Consider the following 25572-nt stretch of genomic DNA (forward strand, 5'->3'; position numbering starts at 1 on the left):
TATTATAGCTTATCTTATTTTGTAGTTTAACTACATGAAAATTGCTGTAATTAGGTTAATGGTTGGACGATCAGCTGCATCAGTGTATTCCGCATCAATGGCAGCAGTAACATGGAAACCAGTAGTACCCTTGGGTAATAAATAAACCTCGCCCCCAGCCATGATTATTTGAGTACCAGAGCGAATCACCTGCTCCGCAATTTCCGCTGTTTTATCCCGAGCGCGAATATTGTCCCCATCTCGGTTGGTTGTAGCAGCTGCAAAAGCCGCAGTTCCAGGCTCACCAATGTGACCAGACTGAATTAGGGCTGTTGCTTTACCAGAGGCGATCGCCTCTTCTAGGATGGTGTAGCCAACTTTACCAGAAGCCGGGGTAACAATGGAATTATCTTCATTTAGTCCAAAGGACTCATTAAACACCTTGACACCATTAGCATGGGTAACAGCTCCTGCATTAGAGGTTCCCGTGAGTTGGTTTTCCATGTGACCGAGGTAAACTCCAGCGTGGGACATTTTATCCCAGTTGAGTCTGCCATCTGGTCCCAAATCAACGTTTCGCAGGGCCATGAAGTGAGAAGGGCTAGTACCATCCGGATGAATAAATATCACATTCCCCGTTGGTTTTGTAGCAGCAGGAGCGGCCAAGTTATTATCAGCAGGATTACGAGCCGTCAGTTCTTTTTCAAACAAGGTCTCGTACATCAACTCATAGATTTTGGTGTTATCTAAAGTGGGCGGTAACCTATCTGCATTTAGACCATGGGCTTTGGAGATAATGGAACCACTAAAATCAGGAAGACCCGCCCAAGCAACACCAAAGTTAAAAAGATCACCATCAGCATCGGGAGCGGACACAAATGGAGGACTAGCTACTCCTGTTCGACCATCCATTGGTACGTTTCGTGCTGAAGTGCTGTCAATGGGGTTATTGTTAATATTGCCTACATTACCAGTTCCCAGAGGATCACGGATTTGCAGACCACCGGCATCACTATCTGCAGCGGTAATAATCAGCGTATTTTCATACTTTTTAACAAAGTCCATAGCCACCCCAATAGCCGCATCAGTACGACGCAGAGCTTCCAGGGTTCCAGAAGCATTGTTATTATTACCAAAGTTGTCTGTTCCTTCCTCTTCCAGAATGGTAATGGATCCCTTACTGAAGTTGGGATGACGTTCCATCAACTTTTGGGTTACATCCAACATCTCCCCAATGGTAGGAGCTGTTGGTGAATATAAGGGGAGGTTCTGTCCTGCTAATACTTCTTCAGCTCGGTCATTGAAAGTGTGAACGATTGCGAAAACACCTAATACCTTAGTCGGGGGTGTGGGTAGAGTAAGTAAAGAGTTAAGTTGGTCTTTGTTGTAAACAACCGTATAGCCCAGAGTTTTAGCTTTCTCTATCAGGTTTTCCGTGGGGCGCTGTAAAGAATTTGTACTTACAGCATCAAGCTGTGCCGCAGTACCATGAAATCCATTGGTTCCCACGGGTAATAGGTTTAATTCCCCACCACCCATAATGAAATCCACACCGGAGTCAATTACCTGTTTAGCGATTTCTGCAGCTTGAGCCCGGGGTACTATGCGGGAACCATCAGGATTAACAATTTCCTTTGTTTTGGCGACAAAGGCCGCAGTTCCCGGTTCATAAATGGCACCAGATTGAACTAGAGCAGTTACCTTACCAGCATCCCGAGCTGCTTCTACAATGGTTTTATTACTACCATCCAGAGAAACAATCGGAGTGTTTCCCGCTTCAAAACCAAAGGACTCTGCATAGGCCTTGGCTCCTGTTGCATGGGTGACTGCTCCTGAATTGGAGGTTCCACCCAGTTGATCTTCCATGTGACCAAGATATACTCCGGTCTTTTCTAGGTTGTCCCAGTTTAATCTTCCATCAGGACCTTTGTCTAAAAAGCGAGCAAAAGCGAAGTGAGAAGGACTAGTTCCATCCGGGTGAATGAAAATAACGTGGTTTCCAGCCATATTTTTAGATCAACTCCTAATCAAATAGAGTCTAAAAGATTTAACCGAATAAATTTTTAACCCATATTTATCTTGATGAATTATTGTTAAATCGCGTTTATTTTTAGATTAAGAGTAAATGAACTAAAGGTTAAAAAATAGCAACTCTCCTATAACCATAACATAAAGATGATATATATCATAGATAAAAGTCTATTAGAGTTGTTGGGAAATAATACTAATTGTTTAACCATAAATCAGCTATAATTAGGTGAGATTAATGTAAAATATCAGGCATGAAAACACCAAAGGCAGTTATTATTGCGGAAGACGTACATAAATGGTATGGTAAATTCCATGTCCTTAAAGGGGTGAGTTTAAGAGTAGATCGAGGACAGGTAGTAGTCTTAATGGGCCCATCCGGGTCAGGAAAGTCAACCTTCATACGTACATTTAATGCACTAGAAGCATATCAACAGGGGAGAATAATTATTGATGGTATTACCTTGAGTAGGGATTTAAAAAATATTGAGGCGATCCGCTCAGAAACAGGGATGGTGTTTCAACAGTTTAACTTATTTCCCCATTTAACCGTCTTACAAAACATCACACTAGCACCCATTTGGGTGCGTAAATTGCCAAAAGTTAAAGCAGAAGAATTGGCAATGCAGCTGTTAGAAAGAGTGGGAATTTTAGCTCAAGCTAATAAATATCCAGGACAATTATCTGGGGGACAACAACAACGGGTAGCCATAGCGCGTGCGTTAGCCATGCAACCGAAAATTATGTTATTTGATGAACCGACATCCGCCCTGGATCCAGAAATGGTGCGGGAGGTTTTAGATGTGATGCGGAATCTTGCCCGGGAGGGAATGACCATGGTAGTGGTGACCCATGAAGTTGGTTTTGCTAGGGAAGTTGCTGACAGGGTGATTTTTATGGATGAAGGTTATTTGGTCGAAGACACAACCCCGGATTTGTTTTTTACTGCACCTAAAGAGGAAAGAACGCGAAAGTTTTTATCACAAATTCTTTAGAATACAGTAACCCAATTCTCCGGTTTCTCTTCCTAACTTGTTTAGCAAGTTTTAGATGGGCATCATTCCTGCTTACCAACTATCTTGGATTTGGCTTCTAAATTCTCCAGACGGCTTCTTAACTCCTGATTTTGTTGTTTGAGCTGGTCTAATTCTTCACGCATGTGACGGAGACTTTTTTCCGGTCCAATGTGCTTTTGAACTTTCGGAATTTCTTCCTGTGCATAGCGTCTGACCCTTCCATCAGAGGTTTGATCAGCTAGACTTTGTAAAATGCCAATTGCTTTTGGTGTTTCCATTTTTCCTAAGGCGGTGATTACAGCGATTTGGGTTAAAAAGAATGTCTCCTTAGCTATTTCTCCTAATTGACCTAAAATTCGTTCTAGATTGGCTGAACTTTGACCTAGGGAAATTTTACCCAAAGCTCTAATAGCAGATAATCGCAATGCTTGAGAAACCCCTAGTTTGCTGTATTCCAAGACTAAATTTAAGGCAGCTTCTGATGTCTTAAATTGTGATAATCCAGCAATTGCACCACTTCTAACTATTTCATTCCAACCTGCTCTTGATTGTAAAACAGATGCCAATAAGTTAATTGTAGTGTCTTCATCAATGTTTTCATCTAGGTTAGTAGCACTAATTAATCCCAAACTTTGACAAGCTGCAGCTTCTACATAATAGCTTTGGTCTCCTTTTTCTACCAGCTCTTTCACAGCTTGATAACTAGAATAGGTTTTGATTTGAGATAGGGACTCAACCACCGCTAATCGCACAAAGGGACTGGTATCTCCCAACCCGGAAACTAAACTATCAAAGACCTGATCTAGTTTAACTTCTGCCAGGTTTTTGGCAACTTCTGCTCTCACCCCCCAAAAGGGATCGTTTTGTAAGGCGTTGGATAAAGCTTGTACAACCTCCCAACCACCTTTTTTGGCTAGTGCTTCTGCTGCATAAATACGAGAAACTGGATGGGGGTCACCTTCTAACTGGGCTTTTAGTTCCGGTAGGGGATATTCCAAAACTACAGTTTTTAAAAAATTATTGCCTACATCAAAACTGATAAAATCTGGTTTTTCTCCCAAAGGAAAGTAAAAACTTTGTTCTCTTTCATTAATCCGCACGGTAAAGGTTTTCAGGGGGGATTTTTCTGCTCTATAACCAAAACCAATGGGAATCTTGAGATCAAATAAATCTCTTTCATCACTAGCTTGAGTTTGAGTTACTGTGAGTTTTGCTAGGTTAACATCTCCATCCCAAAAGTAAGTAATTTTAAAATCCGGATGACCACCACGATAAACGTATTGGTCAAATAAGAAACTTAAATTTCTCCCTGTCGCTTTTTCTATGGATCGCAATAAATCTATGGTTTCTACGGTTTGGTGGGCATAATCTTGAACAAAGGTGTGAATGGCTTGCCAAAATAGCTCTTCCCCTAGCTCTGCGCGAATCATGTGATAAACACAGGAACCTTTTTCGTAAATATGGCGATCATACAGTTCTATCGCTTCTCGGTAAACATGAGTTACCATGGGACGACGATAACGATGACTGTCTTCATTTAAATAACTACGTGCTTCTAACAAGCGATAGTAGGCTGCTTCCTCCGGTCCGTATTCATGCTCTGTCCACATCACTTCTGAATAGGAGGCCATCCCTTCCTTAATCCAAGCATGAGACCAGTGTTTAATGACTAATAAGTCACCAAACCATTGATGCGCCAATTCATGGACAACTAAACTTTCTGTATTACGGTTGTCTAGGAGGGATCTTTCATCTAGCAAGCATCGATCTGTTAGCAGGGTGGTAGAAGTGTTTTCCATCCCCCCAAAAATGAAGTCATCCACGCACACTTGAGCATATTTGGGATAGGGGTAAATATAACCATAGCTTTGACTTAAAAATTCTACCATGCGAGGCGTTTTGCCTAAGCTGCGTTCAGCATCTGCTTCTCTCCCTTTCTCTACGTAATAACTGATAGTTTTATCTTGCCACCCCTGTTTTATCTCTGAAAAATCACTGACAGCTAAGGTCATTAAATAGGTTGGATGTACTTGTTTTTGGACCCAGTGATAAATTTGATGATTTCCATCCTCTAATGTATCAATTAACTCACCATTGGAAATTGCCATCAGAGGTTTGGGCACGCGAATACGAATTTCTGAGGTGGATAACTGTCCTGGATAATCAAAACAGGGAAACCAGTAACGGGAATCTTCGTCTTCACCTTGAGTCCATACCTGAGTTGGTTTATGGGGGTAGTATTTGTCCGGTTGGATAAAGTAAATTCCTCTTTGGGGCTTTTCTACTGAGTAGGCGATCGCCAGTAACAGCCTTTTGCCACACTGGGTAGCTTCAGACAAGTAAATATAAAGCTTTTTTCCATCATGTTCAAACTTCTGCTCAATTTCATTGATTAAGACAGATTTTATTTTCAGGTTGACAGCATCCAATACTAATCTATCAATGTGATTTCGTATTGGTAATAGACTAATGCTACAATCACCAAAACAAATTTGGTTGGAAATGTCTAAACTCAAATTCAGAAAAATATGCTCTACTTGTCCTGGCTTATCAGGATTATAATGTGGTTTAGCTCCTGGTAGTTCGAAAGATTTGTATCTTTTTTTGTCTGTATCAAAATGGAATTGCAACATTGTTTATTAATAGCCTTGTCATCCTGAACATTTTCTTCAACAGAATAGATAATGCACCCTGTTCAAAATTTAACTTGAGCAGTATGGTCTTTGGAATCTGATGATTACAAGCAATCCCCCCATTCTATCACCCAAGTTTCATATATTGGTATCATCTGATATTGGGTAATTTGGAATCGTTAACAAAATTTTCCAAAATCATATCCAGATTATCATTAAGCAGATATTAATTAACTCCCAGAAACTTAGTAATGGACTTTGTTACTATTTAAGATATTTTCAACCCGAGAGGATGATGACAATGGCTAAGAGTAAATCCAAGTTCCTAATTCCCGCTGTTGGCGCTACCATGGTGGTTGCAGGGAGCATAGCTACATATCTGTACCTAAATTCTTTTACAAGTGAAACTCCGTTAGAGAGTGCTAAATTAATTCCCAGCAACACTTTAATGGTAACCTACTTCAATACAGATCCACAACTCTGGAGTAAACTGGGTAAATTTGGCACTTCCCAAGCACGACAAATAGTAACTCAACGGTTACAGTCCGTCAATCAAAGTATATTTGAAAACAATATTTCCTATGAAAAGGATATCCAACCCTGGATTGGTGGTGTCACCCTTGCTGTATTACCATCAAACTCTAATGGGAATTTATCTACCTCAGCACCTAATCTACTAGTGGTTGGCATTAAGGATAAGTTTGGTGCCCTAAATTTTGCTAATAAATTAAGACAGCAAAAGACTCTCAAAACTGAGGAGTTCAACTACAAGGGGGAGAAAATTATTTCTAGTAATAACAAGGGTAAGTCTAGTTATCTTTGTTTGTTAAACAGTACATATATACTATTATCTGATCAAAAGGAAACTGTACAAAAAGCTATTGATACTTTTAAAGGTCAACCTTCCTTTGCAAATGCGGAAGCAAGTAAAATTATTCTTTCTCAAACAGTAGATGTAAAAAATAGTCTAGGTCAAATATATGTACCTGATTATGGTAAGATGATCAAGGAACTAAGTGCGTCAAGTCCGAATGCTGGACCATTACAACCACAAGTTTTGGAACAAATTAAGCGAGTAAAATCACTAGTAGCCAAGGTTGGGATTGATGATTGGGGACTCAGGTTTAAAGCGGTGGTAAATTTAGATCCTCAACTAAACAAGTTTGAGTATGAAAGCAGTTCTTCCAAAATACTGGAACTGGTTCCTGGAGATACTATTGGTTTGGTCACAGGGAAAAACATTAATCGCACCTGGCTAACTTTCTTAGACGAATCAAAAAATGATCCTCAAATTTGGCAAGGGATTCAACAAGTAAAACAACAATTCCAAAACAATGCTAATATTGACCTCAATAAAGACATATTTAGCTGGATGGACGGGGAGTTTGCTTGGAGCGCAGTCAAGTCAAATCAAGGACTACTAGCTAATAGTGGGTTTGGTATAGCAATGGTCTTTGATACGAGCGATCGCCCGACAGCGGAAACAACCTTAAAGAAACTAGATGACTTAGTCAGAAAGCAGTCATTAACAGTAGCAAAAAGGAACATTAACAATAAAAGCATTACGGAGTGGGGGGTTCCGGGTGGAGGGATTTTATTTACCCATGGTTGGTCAGATCAAGATACCGTATTTATGGCGCTTGGGGGTGCGGTGGGGGAGAAACTGGCTGACAATAAGGGACAAACCATTGACAAAAGCAACAATTTTAAGTCTGTAATTAGTTCCCTAGAAAAACCCAACGGTGGTTATTTCTATCTGGATATGGACAAAACCATCCCCATAATCAATAGTATATCAGGTCAACCCCTACCACCAGATACAACTGCCATTTTATCTTCAATTCGCGGTTTTGGGATGACCTTTCACAACCCCAATAAGTCCACCACTCAACTGGAAATGTTATTGGGATTGAAACCGAGTAGGTAGGAAGCATACAATCGTAAATCAACTGCTCATCATCTAACCATCCACATGACTACTGCTATCAAACCCGATTTAACTTCAAACTTGGTCAATAGGGTACTTTCCATTAAGCCCTTATTTGATTTTGCTAAACACCAAGCAAGAGAAATGATGATTAAACGGGCCCAAAAAATAGGTATAAATTGGCATCAAGAAGTGGAAAAGTTGCAAGCACGAGACTGGAGCAATGATCTGGCCCAAGTGCAAGATCCTCAACTTACCTATCCAGACTACTATCTTACCTCATTTCACGCATACGAAACGGGTAATATGAGTTGGCAAGCTGCTTTTGAGGTAGAATCTGCTGCTTATGCAGTTCATGCAAAGGTTTGGCCAGATTTTCTTCCTGACGGAGATGCCAAACTTAGACAAAGCTACCACCATATCCTGAAAACCTTGATCCCCGACACACCAAAGGATATTTTAGACCTAGGTTGCAGTGTGGGAATGAGTACCTTTGCTTTACAAGCAATTTATCCCCAAAGCCAAATTACGGGTTTGGACTTATCTCCCTATTTTTTAGCTGTTGCTAATTATCGTTCTCAAAAAAGTCCTCAATATCAAAATTCCATTAATTGGCTTCATGCAGCAGCGGAGTCTACAGGAATGCCAGATAATTCCTATGATCTGGTTTCTATTTTTCTAATGTGTCATGAATTACCCCAGTCTGCTACTCAAAAGATCTTTGTGGAAGCAAGACGGGTTTTACGTCCAGGTGGTCATTTGACCATTATGGACATGAATCCCCAATCAGAGATTTACAAAAAAATGCCCACTTATGTTTTTACCTTGCTAAAAAGTACAGAACCCTATTTAGATGATTACTTTACCCTAGATATGGAGAAATCATTGATAGATGCTGGTTTTAAAACTCCAACTATGACTAGCAATAGTCCTAGGCACAGAACTGTTATTGCTCAAGTAATCAAGTAATGACCCGCTCTGTGAACAACAACCCTCATATATGGATTACGGGGGATTTATTGACAGGTAAAAAAGTATCAAAGAACCCTGAAATAACCCCCGGATTCGAAGTAATCTCCCTATTAAATCCCTCTTTTCACCACTTCCAAAGGACTGCTCAGAAATATCCAGAGGATGGGGGTAAAAAGGGGTATATCAATGTATCAACTTACCAGGTGTTTATATGACTACCAAATCAAAATCCTACTTAAACGCACTAAAAAACCCCGGATATGAAGAGTTTATTTGGTAATTTCCCCAATTTCCCCAACAGAGTCAAAAAAAATTCCCTTCTATTGCTACTATCAATGCTACTACCAACTTTTAGCATCGGTAGTTCCGCTACAGCAGCAGAAAAAATATATGTTAATTATTCCATTTTAGAAATTCCCATTCCAGTCCTTAGTTTGGAAAAATATACCAAAACGGGAGTGCTAGATAATGATTTATCAGTTTATCAAAACTCCCTCCAGCAGTTACAAGATTTAAAACAAATACTCTCCATAAAAATACGTATTGATCCTGCCACTACTAAACAGTTTCTTCATACCTTACCAGGGGAGTTTATATTACAAAGATTGGCAAAACTAATAACTAATAAATCTGGGGAATCAACATCACAAATTGAAAATTTACGCACTGCTATAGTTGCTGCATCAGCACAACCAGAGGGTTTAACATTATTGAACTTAGTGAAAAATTACCCTGGTTATAGTGTGAATATAGACCTAGACCATGGTTTATATGTGGCTAAGAATTTAGAGCGGTTAATTAATAAAACAAATCAGGCGATCGCCATTATACAAGAGCAATCAAAAAAAGAAGCTGCTAATATTCCCCAAGGGAATTTATCCGTTTTACCAGATTTGCAAAATCAAGGTAATTTCATAGTTAAAAAATCTGTCAAGAATTTTTTTGATACTAGTCGCAATCGGCAATTATTAACAGATATTTATATTCCAGAAAGTAATAATTTTCATCAGTCGATTCCAGTGATAATTATTTCCCATGGATTAGGTTTAGATAGTAGTAATTTTCGCTATTTAGCCAAACATCTAGCTTCTCATGGATTAGCTGTGGTTGTTCCCAATCATCCTGACGTGCTGCTCAAAAAAATTAATCTCACTAAATTAGAAGAAGCAAAAGAGCTGATTGATAGACCTCTTGATATAAAATATATCTTAGATGAACTAGAAAAAATTGACCGGATCCATATACCATTCCAGGGTAAATTGAATCTGCAACAGGTGGGAGTATTTGGACAATCTCTGGGAGGTTACACCGCCCTAGCATTAGCAGGAGCAAAAATTAACTTTCAGCAACTAAAAAAGGATTGTACTCCCAATGCACTGGGGGAAACCTGGAACATGTCCTTATTACTTCAATGTCGGGCCCTAGAATTGCCCAATAATTTCTTGACTGAACAACAAGTTAAGTTAAAATTGAAGTTGTACGGAGACTTGAACACTAATCTCAAAACTAATCTAAAACCAAATTTAACCCTTAATTTACGGGATGATAGAATAAAAGCAGTGATTGCGGTTAACCCTTTAATCAGTTCTATATTTGGAGAGGATGGATTAAATGAAATTGCCACTCCAGTTATGTTAATTAGCAGCAGTCAAGACGCTGTCTCACCAGCGTTATATGAGCAAATTCTTCCTTTTTCCTGGTTAAATAAGGTTAATAAATTTCTGGTTATGCTGGTAGGTGGAACTCATTTTTCTAGCATTGGCAATAGTGAACCAGGAAGCGAGCAAATACTATTACCACGAGAATTAACCGGAGACACGGATCAGGCCCATACCTATATCAATACTTTAAGTTTGCCTTTCTTCCAAAGCTATGTATGGGGGAGACCACAATATCTCCCCTACCTCAATGCTGCTTATGCTCAAAAGATTTCTCGTCAGTCCTTGGGTTTAACTCTGATTCGGTTTTTAAAAACTCCCCAGTTATTACCTCTATTCAAGGAGCAACCAGAGTAGGGAAATAGAAAATATAATAAAGTATAATTTAGAAACTATAACTTAGAAATTACTAATTATTTCGTGGAAGGATTTCTCAATTTAAACAAACCTGATAACTGGACCTCTCATGACTGCGTAGCTAGGGTGAGAAAATTGCTTCGGTTAAAACGGGTAGGACATGCAGGAACTCTAGACCCAGCAGCTACGGGAGTATTACCCATTGCTCTTGGTAGGGCTACAAGACTGTTGCAATTTTTACCTGGCAATAAAGCATATCAAGCTACGGTCCGCTTTGGGATCAGAACCACCACAGATGATTTACAAGGGGAAGTACTTACTTGTGAACCTTGTCCCCATTTAAATTTAACTGACATAGAAAGGGAAATTGGGCAATTTACCGGGTTAATTCAACAGATACCTCCCAGTTATAGCGCTATCCAAGTGGATGGTAAACGATTGTATGATTTGGCACGACAGGGAGAAATCTTCCAAGCGCCAACGAGAACTGTACAAGTATTCAAAATAGATATTCTGGGTTGGCGTACTGGTGATTTTCCTGAATTGGATTTAGTTATATGCTGCGGTACAGGTACTTATATTCGTGCGATCGCCCGGGATTTAGGGGTAGTGTTAAAAACAGGCGCGACTCTGGCTAAATTGACTAGAACTGAAAGTAGTGGTTTTGATTTAGAAAACAGTTTGAGTTTTTTAGACATAGAAAACCAATTACAGTCCCAGACATTTAAACCTATTGCTCCGGATACACCATTAGAAAACTTGTCATTTATTAACCTGGAGGAAACAATTGCCAAAAAATGGTGTCAAGGACAAAAAGTGCCAGTAGAAGTTAGTTTAATGGATTTAGTTAGGGTTTACGGACAGCATAACAACTTTTTGGGAATTGGTAAAATAGAAAATGAGATTCTCATACCTCAAATGGTGTTTGAACCAGTATAAACTTGCTATTTCTTAGGATGGAAGAAACTCCACAATGGTTTTCCACCATCCCAAGTAAACCAACTAAGTAGGGAGTCACAATTATTTGTAGGATGGGTTAACCCATGAGGATGTTGGGTTTCATACTTCAACCCAACCTACGTTCATCTTATATTTAATTCCACTCACCGACTTAAATATTAGCGTTGACACCCACTCTAAAAGTGAAACCAGGACTGTAGATACGATTTACCTTTTCATACTGTTCACCCAAGAGATTTTCTAGGTAAAAAGTCAGTCCCACATTTTTACCCATGGGAATGCGACCACTCAAATCTAAATTAACAAAACTAGGAGCAAAGTCTGTAGCTTGCTGACCAGCATTATTATTAGTAAACAAAGCACGACGAGTACCGCTATTATAAGTCAAATATAAATTAGCCCCCCAACCTTTGTTTTCATAACCCACACCACTTTGTAATAAAGAATAAGGAATCAAACCTAACTGTCTTCCCTTTTCTGTTCCTGTTTTAATTTGCGCATCAGTGTAAGTATAATTGACAAAACTAGACCAATTAGGAGCAAACCTATATTGTAAAACTCCCTCCAAACCATTGGTATTTACCAACCCTACATTGTCCCATTGAGGTGGATTGGGAGCGGGACGAGGAGCAAGAGACAAGCGATTATCCAGACTACTGCCAAAATAGGTTAACTGGGCCAAGAAGTTCCTAGATATATTAAAATCAAACCCTGCGGTCCAAGTGGAACCAGTTTCTGGTTTTAAGTCAGGATTAGGATCCCAGTTATGGACTGTGTCAAAAACATATAACTGGTCTAACCCCGGATTCCGTTGGGCTCCCCCCCAACTTCCTCGCACTGCAACTACGGGATTAATCGCATACTTTAAACCCACACTAGGATTTAAATAACTGCCAAATTTGCTGTCAATATTTTGTCTTAAACCCAAATCAACTGAAAAATCATCGGTAATCTTCCAAGTATTGACTGCAAATAAAGCTGTGTTGAGAACACTTCTATCTTCCTTCTCATTTTTGGCAGCAAGTGCTGGGTTGGTACTAATAACATCTCCCTTTAAATCAGTATTTTTTAAATCTAACCCCCAGCGTAATTGATTATTGAGACTCAGTTTCCACTCATGATCTACCCTAGCAGTAATTTGTTTAGTATCTAGGATTCCTGTGCGATTGAATATTCCACCTGCACCTGTTGGTCCATAGGTACTAAAATAATCCTGGTTATAGCCAACGGTGGTGGTGAGATTAGAATCATTGTTTTGAGCTAATCGAGTTTTCCAGGATAATCCCACATTTATAGCATCATGGTCTAATCTATCCCTTTGCAGGGGAAATCCAAAGTAAACTAAACCCCGACGACTGGCAATACTCTTCACATCTAAATTCAAAGAATTTTTGGGGTTAACATCTAAAATCACACGACCAAAATAGGTACTAACCCCTGTATCAGCATTGAATAAAAAACCATCAGCAGGATTGCGATTAGCTGCTCCTTCGGGTACGGGATAACGGTTGTCTATGAAGAATCTTTCAAAGCTTAAATTGTATTTAACTCTGTCACCAGAACCGGAATAACTCAACTGTTGATTATTAAAATTTAAAGAGCCAAATTCTACAGTACCAGTAAGTTTTGGCTTGGAAGAGCCTTCTTTAGTGATGATGTTAACCACGCCACCAAAAGCAGAGGAACCATACAAAGAAGCAGCACCACCGCTATATAATTCAACTCTTTCAATGGATTCCACGGGAATACTATTTAAATCTGTAGCTCCATGATAGGTGCTAATATTAGTGTTAATTGGTCTGCCATTAATTAAAAATACAGATTGATCAATGGAAGCACCTCTATAGTATGTACCAGTGTGAATATCCGCTCCATGTCCTACATTATTAATAGTAAAACCGGGCATTCTTTTTAAAACGTCAGCTACACTTGTCGCACCTTGCTTTTGAATCTCTTCTTTGTCAATAATATATGTGGGAGTAGATTCCGGTAGAACGTCTTTTTCTCCTATCACATCTACGGAAATATCTGAATCATCTTGCTCCGTTGGTAAACTACTACTTGTGATGGAAAATTCACTGGCGATCGCTCCGGGTGGGTTCCCATCTATTTCTAAAGCATGGGCCTTACCACCTACAAAAGCAGGAAAAACCACCAACAGATTCAATAAAAAAACCGGGAATAAAACAAACCTACTTTTCATATTTTTAACTCACACCTGATGTGGGTATTCTCTCCCCCAGTCAAAAAACTGTCAACAGACAGGTTGTCATACTAGGGTGTTCATCGTGCAAATTTCTAATGCAGTCCATACCTGTCAATGATTACAGCCACCAAAGGAACGGTTTAAACGCAAAATAACTTACTTATTCCAAGCTAATTTTGCTGCACCTGCCATACCTGCACTATTACCCAATTGTGCTTTTAAAATTTGTAAACCTATACGAGAACTTGGTAAAACCCGGGTTTCAATTTCCTCTTGCATTGCTGGTAAAAAATACTCAAAACTAGCACTAATACCACCACCAATAATAATTGCTTGGGGGGTAAGTACATATATTAAACTGGTTAAACCAATGCCCAAGTCCTTACCATATTCTTGCCAAAAAGTCAAGGACTGAATATCACCTTGTTGAGCTAATTTCCCTAGTATAGCTGGGTCCTTTCCTGTGCGACGAGAAATAGCACCAATGGAGGTGTATTGTTCTAAAGAACCTTGATTACCACTATTACATAATGGGCCATTGGGATTAAGAGTAATTAGTCCTAGCTCCCCTGCTGCACCCTGATGACCAACAAATAGTTTACCATCCAAAATAATGGCTCCACCCACACCGGTTCCCAAGGTCAACAAGATCAAGTTTTGAAAATCACGCCCTGCACCCAACCATGCTTCTCCTAACCCTGCACAGTTGGCATCATTGGCAAGAATTGTGGGTATTCCCGTACGGTTTTCTAACCATTCCGCTAAGGGTACATTGTCCCATCCCTCAAGGTTGATGGCCACTTTGGCAACTCTCCCCGCTGCATCCACGGGGCCTGGAGTTCCTACCCCTAGGGCTAGGATTCTATCATTTTGCTTAATCAGGGAATTTATCCCCTCTAACATTGTAGATAATACAGCTTCTGGAGTCGCTGGTTTAGGAGTCTGTAATGTTATGCTTTGTAAGCGTTTACCATTAGGGTCAAATACGCCTGATTTTATGGATGTTCCACCCAGATCAATACCAATTACCAGTCCCATAATTCCCTCCCTCCCCCCTAAGATAGATGTACTATTCACATGAATGTGTCAGAAATAAGATTATAATACTAAATGTGAAGAAGTTGCACATACTGGACTACTTTTTATTGTGAATTTGTTTTTGATTTGTAACTCCTAATTTTGAGGAGGTGAAACCTATGGAAAAAGATATCAGAATTGTGTCTTTAAGTCCCAGCGCTACTGAAATAGTAGCTACCCTGGGACTCCAAAATGCCATTGTTGGTCGCTCCCATGAGTGTGACTATCCCCCAGAAATAGCTGGTGTACCTATTTGTACCGAAGCCCGATTAAATGGTAATGGCAACAGTAGTACTATTCACGATGAGGTAAGTAAAATTCTTCAGTCTGCTCTGGGCATTTATAAGATTAAATTAGATGTTCTAGAAAAATTAAAACCTACTCATATTATTACTCAAGCTCAATGCAATGTTTGTGCGGTTACTTTGTCAGATGTGGAAAAAGCTGTGAAGGAACTTACCCATCTTTCACCTGACATTATTTCTTTACAACCTACCACCTTAGGAGATGTATGGGGTGATATTGAAAGAGTGGGTCAAACTTTTGGAGTGAATTCAATAAAAATACTAGAAAATTTAGAAGCAAGGGTAAAAATTTGCAATAGAAGAATAGGTGGACTTTCCCTGGGAGAAATGCCGACAGTTGCTTGTATTGAGTGGACTGACCCAGTGATGACTGCGGCAAATTGGATACCTGAGTTGGTAGATTTGGCGGGAGGAAAAATCTTGTTTACCGTTATGGGTAAACCCTCTACCCGCATTAACCGGGAAACTCTAGTTGCAACTAATCCAGATGTAATTATTTTTATGCCCTGTGGCTTTAATTTAGAAAGGACTCAACAGGAAGCTAAGTTATTGACTCAACATCCAGACTGGGGTAAACTCCATGCTGTCAAAACTGGAAGAGTATTTGTCACAGATGGCAACGCCTATTTTAATCGACCAGGACCACGATTGGTTGATTCTGTAGAGATTTTGGCAGAAATCCTACACCCGGATATTTTTGAATATGGTTATCAGGGCACTGGGTGGGAACTGGCCAATTAACAACGGATAATAGGCCTTATGTTGGTGAGCTCTCCATTTCACCCACCCTCCGAATATTCAGAATGTCACTCATTTTTTTGATCTGCACAAACAAATGTTCTAATTGATTGCGATCGCGGACTTCAATACCAAGCTTCATCAATGCTGGTTGACCGGAGGTGGTCTTTACATCAGCGTGACGGACGTTGATACCTTGATCAGTGAGTCTAGATAGAACATCTTTTAAAATACCAACTCTATCCAGGGTCTCGATTTGAATGGCCACGGGATATGTTTGGGGACGGTGGTGATGTTCCATAGCTGTATTCCACTGTACAGGTACGAACCGTTCATATTCTACCTGCTCTAAGTTATGACAGGATTGACGATGAATGGATATACCTCTTCCTCTAGTTACCACACCAATAATTGGTTCTCCCGGAATTGGTGTACAACATCCAGCTACATGATAAACCAAACCTTCTACTCCTAAGATTGGCGAGTCAGTGGACTTGGACGTGGTGGGAAAGCTGTCCTTAAAAGTTTTAGGAGATAAATCTTTAGGTAAAAACGGAATTATGTCAGCTACGGGCTGCTGTGACTTGATTATATCTCGCCAGCGATTTAAGACTAAATTTAAGGTAATTTCTCCATACCCCAAACCTGCTAATAAATCTTCCACATTGTGATAATTGCACTTTTCTGCTATGGTTTGCATGGGGTTAGATTTTAACAGGTGATCAAATCCGGTTTTGCCTAATTCTTTCTCTAATAATTCCTTACCTCTAGTAATATTCTCTTCCCTTCGGGAACGTTTGTACCATTGTTTAATTCGATATTTTGCTGCTGAAGTCCTGACAAAATTCAACCAGTCTAAACTAGGATGACTATTCTTTTGAGTAATAATATCAACAATGTCCCCATTCTGTAGTCGGGTTGATAGGGGTACTATGCGCCCGTTTACCCTTGCTCCTGCGCAGTGGTTTCCCACTTCTGTGTGAATGCTATAGGCAAAGTCTATACTAGTAGAGCCTGGACTGAGAGCAACCACATCTCCTTTAGGGGTAAAAACATAAACATCATCTTCAAATAAATTATCTTTAACACTGTCTAAATATTCTTGGGCATCTTTCAAATCACTTTGCCAGTCTAATAATTGCCGTAACCAGGCAAATTTTTCATCTGTCCCTGTAACTTGAGCTGTAGATCCACCTGTTTCCTTATACTTCCAGTGAGCTGCAATACCATATTCTGCTACATGGTGCATTTCCATTGTGCGGATTTGCACCTCTAGGGGACGACCAGTTAAACCAATTACACATGTATGTAAAGACTGATAACGATTAGGTTTAGGCAATCCAATGTAATCTTTAAATCTACCGGGAATGGGACAAAAAGCATCATGCACTACTGCTAAAGCGCGATAACATTCCTCATTTGTTTCTACAATAATTCTTAATGCAGCCAAATCATAAATTTCATGAAATTCCTTTTGCTGACGCTGCATTTTCTGATAAATGCTATACAGGTGTTTAGGACGGCCACTAATATCCAAACATTTAATTCCCGCTTGTTCAATTCTCTCCCGCAATACCTCCTTAGCTTTGTTTAATTTTTCTTCCCGTGCGGTTCTTTTTTCCGCCACGTGTTCTTGAATTTCTCGATAAGCATCCGGTTCCAAATATTTAAACGCTAAGTCTTCTAGTTCCCATTTAATGTGCCAAATACCCAACCGATTAGCTAGGGGGGCAAAAATGTCTCTAGTCTCCTGGGCACTGCGACGACGACTGGTTTCCGACATATACTGTAGAGTGCGCATATTGTGTAACCTGTCTGCCAATTTCACTACAATCACTCGGATATCCTGGGCCATGGATAAAAACATTCGCCGAAAATTTTCTGCTTGACTTTCGGTTTTGCTGGTGAAGTTAATTTTCGATAATTTAGTCACACCCTCCACCAATTGTCTGACTTCATGACCAAATTTCTGTTCTATATCCTCAATTGTGACTTCTGTATCCTCAACTACATCATGTAGAAACCCAGCTGCTATCATAGTAGCACTACAACCTAAATCCCTTAACAAATCAGCTACTGCTATTGGGTGAGCTATATAGGGTTCTCCCGATTTTCTGTACTGTCCTTCATGTAGTTCATAAGCAAACTTTAAGGCACTGCAAATTAAATTGTTATCATTACGCCTTCGGTCATCCTCTCCTGAACCACTGTTGCTAGTGTTTTCTTGAAGGCATCTTTTTAGCCATTGAGGTAGGTTAATCTTTGTCAAAGGATCAATAAAGCTGGTCATAGGAATAGTGGGTTTTTTAGTGGGTTAATGCTTTTGGTATTTGGTTTCAAAACTGTGGATATAGTCTTGAAACTGGGTGTTTTTGGCTGTAAATCGATTAAGAATCGAGTTCTGCCATCAATTTTTGCGATCATGGCAGAACCTAGTAATCTGATTCTAGAAGATATAATTGTACTCCAGATTCAAGAAATAGAAGTCCTAATGTCCTTTAAATATCAAAAATATCAAGAATTGAAAACCTTGGTTGAGCTATTGTTGTCAGATGTTAACAAAGCCCATGTCTACGATCCCACCTGGAAATCCCTTTTGGGTGAGATCAGCGGTTTTTTTGCGCGAGAAATTGCCGTCTTTAGTGATTTGGAATCTCGTCAGCAGTCTTATCAAACAGAGATAAGTAAACAGATACGTTTATTAGAACTTGATATGATGTTTTTACAAAGTGCAAAACAGACACTAACTATAAAATCACGATTGGAAAGTATTCAACAAAGAGCTGAAATTTTAATTAGATATTGTCAAAACATATTAGAAATAAGCTGTTAGTGATTAACCACCGGTTCACTATCATATAGGGAGAATGATAAGATAAATTTATATAAATGCTATCGTTTTTTGAATGGGAGTCACTAGACTTATTTCTAGACTACATCAACGATCTTAACCGATATGACTCCAATATGAACACAGGATGAATGATTTAATTTACTAATATAAAATTTCCATGAAACCTCTTGCCATTTTCCTAAAACTAGTGATATATTCTATTTGTGTGTGAGGAGCAAAGTTCAAAAGGCGCTTAGGGTGGAAACACGGCAACACTCCTGGGCGCTTTTTGATTGTGTAGCTTTAGTGGGGATCAGATGCCATAATTTCTTGCCACTCTTCCGGGGAAAGAGGTTCCTCTTCTAGAACCATATTAAAGACATCACAAGCAGCAGCAATCAAACTGGGAATAATAACTTCCTGAGTCAGACTCTTAGGGAGGCTAATGGGAAAAAAGGAACCTTCACCAAATATGGTCTCAAACAGCTCCTGATCCGGTTCCAAAACCATGGAGCCATGTTGGAGAATGACCTTATCAGTTCGCAGTTGGGCGCTACCAATCAGTTTAGCACCATTTGATAGAATTAAATCTGCACCCGTTGCAGTGCCAAAGCAGTTGGGATTGTGAATATAACCCCTTCCTGCTTGACCATAGCTTAATTGTACCCCAAGTGACCCCCATCCTTGAATCAGAAAGTCACAAATCTTGGTGTAAGATTGCAATCGGTTCCCGGTTATTCCTGATGTGATAACGGTATAGGTTAAATCACCTTGATGTAGAACCGCCCTACCACCACTGGGACGAGAGACCAAATCTATCTTCTCACCTTGCCAAATTAAGTCATGCCAAAATTCTGGGTATGTTTTTTGATGATGACCCAGGGAAATAGCTGGGGGAGACCAGGTATAAAACCTGAGAATTCCAGAGTATGTTTTTAAAGATTGGTGCTCATGCTGTTGTAGTAACCACCTGTCAACTGCCATTTGTATTTTACCAGGTGCTGGAAAACAGGGAATTAACCGCCAAATTTGTTTGACCACAAAAAGTTGGAAAACTACTAAAACTACTATAGTATGGTAGATAGTAGAATTCTGAGCAAGGAAAAAACAGTTGCAAGAATCACAACAAAAAGCACCAACACACAAGATACCAAAAGAACCAACATTCTACTATTTTGCCTATGGTTCTTGCATGTGCCCGGTAGACCTAAAGCGATCGCTTGGTGAGAATGTCCATCCTTACGTAGTTGGACATGGCATACTAAAAGAATATAGACTGAGATTTTATGGCTACTCTCATTTACGTAAATGCGGAGTTTTAGATGTGGTACAAGATACTGCATCCCTGGTTAGGGGTGTGCTGTATGAACTACCTTGGAGGTTCAGCGAAAATTTGGATAAGAGAGAGGGGGTATGCCAGGAATTCTATCGTCGTGAGATGGTCAAGATTCAGCACCAAGGTGAAATATACAAAAATGTTCGCACGTACGTCGTGGTAAATAAATTACTAGAGGAAATACCACCAAATGATTGGTATTTTAATGTAGTATTAAGGGGTGCAATTACCTGTGGGTTACCAGAAGAATATTGCTGGCATTTGTTTGACAAAATGCACGGGTTACAACAGAAATCGCACCAAACCTCTAATATTAGTAAAAATAATTTTAAGAAGACCTGCAACTCCTGAATCTAGTAATGGTTAGTCTAATTCCCGACGACCTTCTAGTGCTTTAGCCAATGTAATTTCATCAGCGTACTCTAAATCACCACCCATAGGTAAACCGAAAGCGATACGGGTTACCCTGGTAAATGGTTTAAGTAACCCAGCTATATACAGAGTTGTAGTTTCCCCCTCCACGCTAGGACTAATGGCCATAATTACCTCTTGGGGTTTTTGTTGACTAACCCGACGGACGAGAGCTTGTAAAGTCAACTGTTCAGGTCCAATACCATCCATAGGAGAAATTACCCCACCCAAGACGTGATACTTACCCCTATACTCGCGGGTTTTTTCCAGAGCAATCACATCGCGGGAATCAGCAACCACACAAATGGTTTGACTATCTCGATGGGGATTGCGGCAAATTTCACATACGGGTTCTGCTGTGAGATGATAACAAACCTGACATAAACCCACCTGTTTTTTGGCATCAATTAATGTTTGTGCAAGAGCCTCAATTTCTGACTCTGGACGCTTTAGGATATATAAAGCCAAGCGTTGGGCGGACTTGGGCCCAACTCCGGGAAGGCGTTGTAATTGTTCAATTAATCGGGCTAAGGGGCGTGTATAAACCGTAAATTTTCTCCTGTGCTTACAAACGTAATTTTATGGTAATCCTAATCAAGGTTAAAACTAAGTTTAGCAAAAAGCATCTGGAAATTACACCTTATACTATAATTAGGTGATACTAAAGCTTAGTAGATAAGGTAAACGGAAGTTAACACAATGCACTACCTAACAGATCCTGCGGAAATCTACCAGCAAATTTCTCAGCTTGCTAAGTGTAAAAGTCTGTGGCTAGATACGGAAATCGCTGATTGGAATACTCCGTGTCCTAGGTTATCACTAATTCAGGTATTGGCTAACCCTACGGACTTAATCGGTGAGTTTGCTTATATTTTCGATGTCTTAGATAAGCCCGATATTTCCACATATTTTATTAGCCAAATTATGGTTGATGCCCAGATTCAAAAGGTGTTTCATAATGCAGATTTTGATTTGAAATATTTAGGTAAAAACTCAGCTAAAAACGTTACTTGTACTTTTAAAGTAGCTAAAAAAATTGGACATAGAATTTTACAAACCACTAACTTAAAACTAAAAACTTTAGCTGTTGAACTGTGTCACTTTTCCGATGTGGATAAGGAAGGAGGAGCTAGTGATTGGGGAAAACGACCTCTGTGTGAAAAACAACTAAAGTATGCTGCTATGGATACGGTTTACCTCGCTGCTGTTCATCGTCGGTTAATGGAATTATCCGATCCTGATGCTGTCAGTAGTATTTTTAATAACAATTTTGATAATACTACCCCCAATATCCTTCATGATATGGCAAACCCTGAATCAGAAAATTCTTCTTTGACTCCCACCAAACTAAGATTGGCTTTTGAGTGTCCTCGGATATTTTATCTTAATCATCGTTTTAATAATAAATCTTTGTTTATTCCGGAAGGTTTGATTGGTGGTATTGGTAATGTTTTTCATAAATTGGCAGATGAATTTATCGATTTATTGCTGAATGATGCCGAACTTACAACTCTATTTAATCCCCATCCTAACGAAATAAATTTGCAAGAGGTGGTGTTAGCGCTTCAGCAGTCATTTTATAAAATTGTCTTTTTTCCCTATTCTCAAACCCAGGAAGAGAGCAAGTCTTTGGTATTACATCAAGTTTGGCTAGGATTAACAGGATTAATTAAAAAGTTCACTGAGTTATTGATTAGCAATCGAAATTATTGCCATGCCAACTTACTTATTGCTAATACTTTTATGAGGGAGGATCGCGTTTTAGAACATGATTTTAATTTACCAAATGGTAAAAGACAACTGATAAGAGGTAAATGTGATTGTTTGGTATTTGATTTTGCAACCAACCGGTTTTCTGTGATAGAGTTTAAAACTTATCAACCAATAGATACATCAGCACAAGTGGCTCAGGTCGCCCTGTATAGCTATATATTATCTGAGAGAAAAAAAGTACCTGTTAATGTTGCTGTTTATTGCGTTCTACCTGAATTCAAGGAGTATAAATATACTGCCGAAGAGTTAGAAAATAATATTCACCAAGTCATACCTCATAAATTATTACAAATGCAAAATTGGTTGACCTGGGAACCTCCCCAACCCAATCCACCTCCTATGACATCCCAGTCTCACTTATGTCAAATTTGCCCCGAAAAACAAAAGTGTCAGACTTTTTTTGCTCCCGACTTTGACAACTATTTTAATAACTGGGAGTTTAATCATCAGGATTCCCCAAATATTGAGGGTAAGAATTCCCCCCAAACAAGTAAAACTCAGAAAAATAATCCCTTTAATCCCGATCAAATTGGGTTAGATTTGGTGAACACTTTGAAATCCTTTGGTATTGGTGTGGAGTATCAAGGTGCTATAGTAGGTCCGGCATTTGTAAGAGTGAAATTAAAACCTAATTTGGGTGTTAAAGTGAATTCTTTATTGAAATTATCTGATGATTTACGGGTGCAATTGGGACTAGAATGCCCACCCTTAATTGCATCACAAGCTGGCTATGTAAGTGTTGATTTACCCCGCAAAGACCGAGAAATTGCCAGATTTGAAGATTATATGCAAAAGAATTTTTTATCTGCGACTGCTAAGTTAAAAATTGCCCTTGGATTGAATATTGATGGGAAGTTAGTAGAAGCTGATTTGTCTGATCCTAATACCTGTCATTTTTTAGTTGGTGGAACCACCGGAAGTGGCAAAAGTGAGTTTTTAAGATCCTTGCTCCTAAGTTTGCTCTATCGACATTCTCCTGAACACTTGAAAATTGTTTTAGTAGACCCTAAAAGAGTCACTTTTCCTGAGTTTGAAACAATTCCCTGGTTGTATTCACCAGTCGTAAAAAATAGCGATCGCGCCATAGAGTTAATGAGTGAGTTAGTAGCAGAGATGGAATCCCGATACCAAAAATTTGAGCTGGCTAAATGTGCCAACATAACAGTTTATAATCAAAACTGTGCCCAGGTTTTACCACGTATAGTTTGTATATTTGATGAATATGCGGATTTCATGATAGAGAAAGAGACCCGAACTGCTTTAGAGCAGAGTATTAAACGTTTAGGAGCAATGGCAAGAGCAGCGGGAATACATCTAATTATTGCCACCCAGCGTCCAGAAGCTACTGTGGTTACTCCTATCATTCGTTCCAACCTTCCTGGAAGAATTGCTCTGCGCACTTCAAGTGCTGCGGACTCCCAAATTATTTTAGGGGGAAAGATATCACAAGCAGCGGACTTATTGGGTAAGGGGGATTTGGTTTATCTAGTTGGGTCTGAATTACAAAGAATCCAGAGTTTGTTCGCTGAAAAAATTCAGTTTTCTTGACCACTATTCATTATCTATTGAAACCTTTAAACAGAAAATTATGAATACCTGGCTAAAAAAATATCCTTTAATGACGCTGATTACCATCTCAATTTTATGTATTAACATGGAATCAGCGGTTTCCATTTCATCCCCCATGGGACTTGTTGTTCAAGCTACTCAACCAATAGCATTAGATTGGTTAAACAAGGGGTTAAAAGCTATTTCAGAGGGTAAAGTACAAGACGCAATTATAGCTTTTCGTCAAGCAGCACAATTAGATCCAGCTCTAGCCCCCGCTCATTATAATCTAGGTTTAGCACTGCGACAAACTGGCAAATTACAACCAGCAGCAGACGCATTCTATCAAGCCACCCAAGCTGATCCCCAATTTGCATCAGCTTTTGCTAATTTAGGCGGGGCATTATTAGAAGGAAATAATTTACCATTGGCAATCGATTATTTAAAAACTGCTTTACAATTAGACCCAAAGTTGGGTTTTGCCCACTATAATTTGGGATTAGCAAGACAACTGCAAAAAGATTGGCAACAGGCGATCGCCTCTTTTCAACAGGCAATAATATATAGTCCAAATTCTGCAGAGCCAGTTTACCATTTGGGGAATTGTTATTTACAACAAGGGAAATTAGAATTGGCAAAATCAACATTTATTAAGGCTATAAGTTTAAATTCTAACTATACAGAGGCTCATTATAATTTGGGTTTAATTTTGTTCGAGCAAGGACAACTACAAGATTCATTATCAGCATTTAGAAAAGCTGCTCAGACAAATTATAATTATCCCAATGCTTATTACGGAGCGGGATTAGTATTTGTACAACTTAAACAATATGAACAAGCAATAAAAGTAATAAAATATGCAAGAGATATATACCAAAAACAAGGCAATATGGCATGGGCAAATAATGCGGAGAAACTGTTGACACAAATACGAAATCTTAGAAGATAAGTGGGTGAGTGGAATTAGACATGAACGTAGGTTGAACCCAACGCCCCCATGAGTTACCGCTAACCCATCCTATAAATAATCGTGCCTCCCTACTTAATTGCCCACCAGTAAATTTCCCAATTCCTAATTACCAATAAACCATCATCTACCCCGATGTCAAAGGATAAATTATAGATAGAATAAATAAAAAGCTAGTTTTTAAAAACCGAGTAATTGTTATCAGTATACTAGCTAAGTACCACCAAAATGTTAAAATCATGAAAAAACGATTCAAGAGTAGATTTTTATTTGCTGGTCGCTGGCTAGATAGACAAATAATAGTCAGGAATATGGAAGCTTTTCAAGATCTGATTGTCATGGTATTGTGTTTAGCTTTATTTGCAGTTATGTTAATCCAATTATGGGGTATAATTATTGCTATTACTAAATTCATAGGCTATAAGGAATTGACATCAAAAATACTATTTGTATTAATCCTAGTAGAATTATTTAGACTACTAATAGTTTATCTACAGGAGCATAGTATTTCCGTAGGTGTAGCTGTGGAAGTAGCCATAGTTTCCGTGTTGAGAGAAGTGGTAGTGCATGGTGCCCTAGATATTTCGGGAGTGCAGACAGCAGCAATTTGTGGTTTATTATTTATCCTGGGTGGACTGCTTCTGGTTTGTGCTAAAACTCCTCACATGGACTGCATAAGTGCAAATACCAAATATTGTCCACTTGTGGGTCAAGAAAACCAGCAAATGCCAAATGGATTCGATTATTTAGAAGAGGAAGATGAAAATTTGAACAACAGCATCATTTAGAGGTCTTCTATCTAAAGGTAGTATAATCGAGTATTGTTTTTCCTCTCTTGGAGAGATGCA

18 protein-coding genes are annotated in these 25572 nt (G+C 39.2%); 11 read left to right on the plus strand and 7 right to left on the minus strand.

What is annotated here, in order from left to right; translation table 11 throughout:
- Nucleotides 1–30 precede the first annotated feature (30 nt).
- Nucleotides 31–1986 carry an alkaline phosphatase gene (locus tag C6N34_RS10755; protein WP_236107009.1) on the minus strand — a complete coding sequence of 652 codons (1956 nt, stop codon included), beginning with the start codon at nt 1984–1986 and terminating at the stop codon, nt 31–33.
- A gap of 275 nt (nt 1987–2261) precedes the next feature.
- Between C6N34_RS10755 and C6N34_RS10760 the strand changes: the two genes are divergently transcribed.
- Nucleotides 2262–3002 carry an amino acid ABC transporter ATP-binding protein gene (locus C6N34_RS10760; RefSeq protein WP_057177448.1) on the plus strand — a complete coding sequence of 247 codons (741 nt, stop codon included), beginning with the start codon at nt 2262–2264 and terminating at the stop codon, nt 3000–3002.
- A gap of 62 nt (nt 3003–3064) precedes the next feature.
- On the opposite strand, the gene C6N34_RS10765 is transcribed toward C6N34_RS10760, so the two are convergent.
- The gene (locus tag C6N34_RS10765) at nt 3065–5656 is read right to left on the minus strand and encodes a M1 family metallopeptidase (RefSeq protein ID WP_115538797.1); all 2592 of its coding nucleotides are present in this window, start codon (nt 5654–5656) and stop codon (nt 3065–3067) included.
- Nucleotides 5657–5957: 301 nt separating this feature from the next.
- Here C6N34_RS10765 and C6N34_RS10770 point away from each other — a divergent pair, with 301 nt between their 5' ends.
- The 4 genes from C6N34_RS10770 (at nt 5958) to truB (ending at nt 11509) form a co-directional block, all read left to right on the plus strand.
- Nucleotides 5958–7583, plus strand: coding sequence for a DUF3352 domain-containing protein (locus C6N34_RS10770; protein ID WP_115538796.1), 1626 nt, complete (start codon nt 5958–5960; stop codon nt 7581–7583).
- 45 nt (nt 7584–7628) lie between these two features.
- Complete coding sequence (locus C6N34_RS10775) at nt 7629–8552, plus strand: class I SAM-dependent methyltransferase (RefSeq protein WP_115538795.1); 924 nt, start codon at nt 7629–7631, stop codon at nt 8550–8552.
- A 338-nt stretch (nt 8553–8890) separates the two neighbouring features.
- Entirely contained in the window at nt 8891–10570 is a 1680-nt protein-coding gene (locus tag C6N34_RS10780) for an alpha/beta hydrolase (protein WP_329606406.1), read from the plus strand.
- A gap of 63 nt (nt 10571–10633) precedes the next feature.
- Nucleotides 10634–11509 carry a tRNA pseudouridine(55) synthase TruB gene (truB, locus tag C6N34_RS10785; protein ID WP_057177454.1) on the plus strand — a complete coding sequence of 292 codons (876 nt, stop codon included), beginning with the start codon at nt 10634–10636 and terminating at the stop codon, nt 11507–11509.
- Nucleotides 11510–11681: 172 nt separating this feature from the next.
- Here the strand turns inward: truB and C6N34_RS10790 are convergent, their stop codons facing one another.
- Nucleotides 11682–13733 (minus strand): TonB-dependent receptor plug domain-containing protein, encoded by a 2052-nt coding sequence (locus C6N34_RS10790; RefSeq protein WP_115538793.1) that lies wholly within the window; start codon nt 13731–13733, stop codon nt 11682–11684.
- Between the two features lie 159 nt (nt 13734–13892).
- On the minus strand, nt 13893–14774 hold the full coding sequence (locus C6N34_RS10795; protein ID WP_115538792.1) for an ROK family protein: 882 nt from the start codon (nt 14772–14774) through the stop codon (nt 13893–13895).
- A gap of 158 nt (nt 14775–14932) precedes the next feature.
- Here C6N34_RS10795 and C6N34_RS10800 point away from each other — a divergent pair, with 158 nt between their 5' ends.
- Nucleotides 14933–15859 (plus strand): cobalamin-binding protein, encoded by a 927-nt coding sequence (locus C6N34_RS10800; protein ID WP_115538791.1) that lies wholly within the window; start codon nt 14933–14935, stop codon nt 15857–15859.
- A 16-nt stretch (nt 15860–15875) separates the two neighbouring features.
- Here C6N34_RS10800 and C6N34_RS10805 read toward each other — a convergent pair whose 3' ends face one another.
- A complete protein-coding gene (locus tag C6N34_RS10805) occupies nt 15876–18146 on the minus strand; it encodes a RelA/SpoT family protein (protein WP_057177458.1) in 2271 nt (756 codons plus the stop codon).
- A gap of 132 nt (nt 18147–18278) precedes the next feature.
- Between C6N34_RS10805 and patD the strand changes: the two genes are divergently transcribed.
- A complete protein-coding gene (gene patD, locus C6N34_RS10810) occupies nt 18279–18689 on the plus strand; it encodes a heterocyst frequency control protein PatD (protein ID WP_236107011.1) in 411 nt (136 codons plus the stop codon).
- A gap of 303 nt (nt 18690–18992) precedes the next feature.
- Here patD and C6N34_RS10815 read toward each other — a convergent pair whose 3' ends face one another.
- A complete protein-coding gene (locus C6N34_RS10815) occupies nt 18993–19730 on the minus strand; it encodes a lipoate--protein ligase family protein (RefSeq protein WP_006276911.1) in 738 nt (245 codons plus the stop codon).
- Nucleotides 19731–19800: 70 nt separating this feature from the next.
- On the opposite strand from C6N34_RS10815, the gene C6N34_RS10820 reads away from it, so the two are divergent.
- Nucleotides 19801–20376, plus strand: coding sequence for a gamma-glutamylcyclotransferase (locus tag C6N34_RS10820; protein ID WP_006276912.1), 576 nt, complete (start codon nt 19801–19803; stop codon nt 20374–20376).
- Between the two features lie 12 nt (nt 20377–20388).
- Here the strand turns inward: C6N34_RS10820 and recR are convergent, their stop codons facing one another.
- Nucleotides 20389–20955: a recombination mediator RecR gene (gene recR, locus C6N34_RS10825; protein ID WP_040008764.1), complete on the minus strand. Its 567-nt coding sequence runs from the start codon at nt 20953–20955 to the stop codon at nt 20389–20391.
- Nucleotides 20956–21135: 180 nt separating this feature from the next.
- Here recR and C6N34_RS10830 point away from each other — a divergent pair, with 180 nt between their 5' ends.
- From C6N34_RS10830 to C6N34_RS10840, 3 genes are all read left to right on the plus strand, one after another.
- Complete coding sequence (locus tag C6N34_RS10830) at nt 21136–23757, plus strand: DNA translocase FtsK (RefSeq protein ID WP_115538790.1); 2622 nt, start codon at nt 21136–21138, stop codon at nt 23755–23757.
- Nucleotides 23758–23797: 40 nt separating this feature from the next.
- Nucleotides 23798–24706 (plus strand): tetratricopeptide repeat protein, encoded by a 909-nt coding sequence (locus tag C6N34_RS10835; protein ID WP_115538789.1) that lies wholly within the window; start codon nt 23798–23800, stop codon nt 24704–24706.
- A 257-nt stretch (nt 24707–24963) separates the two neighbouring features.
- Nucleotides 24964–25512: a phosphate-starvation-inducible PsiE family protein gene (locus C6N34_RS10840; protein ID WP_006276918.1), complete on the plus strand. Its 549-nt coding sequence runs from the start codon at nt 24964–24966 to the stop codon at nt 25510–25512.
- Nucleotides 25513–25572: the final 60 nt, after the last annotated feature.

Source organism: Cylindrospermopsis raciborskii Cr2010 (assembly GCF_003367075.2).
GTDB classification, from domain to species: Bacteria; Cyanobacteriota; Cyanobacteriia; order Cyanobacteriales; family Nostocaceae; genus Raphidiopsis; species Raphidiopsis raciborskii.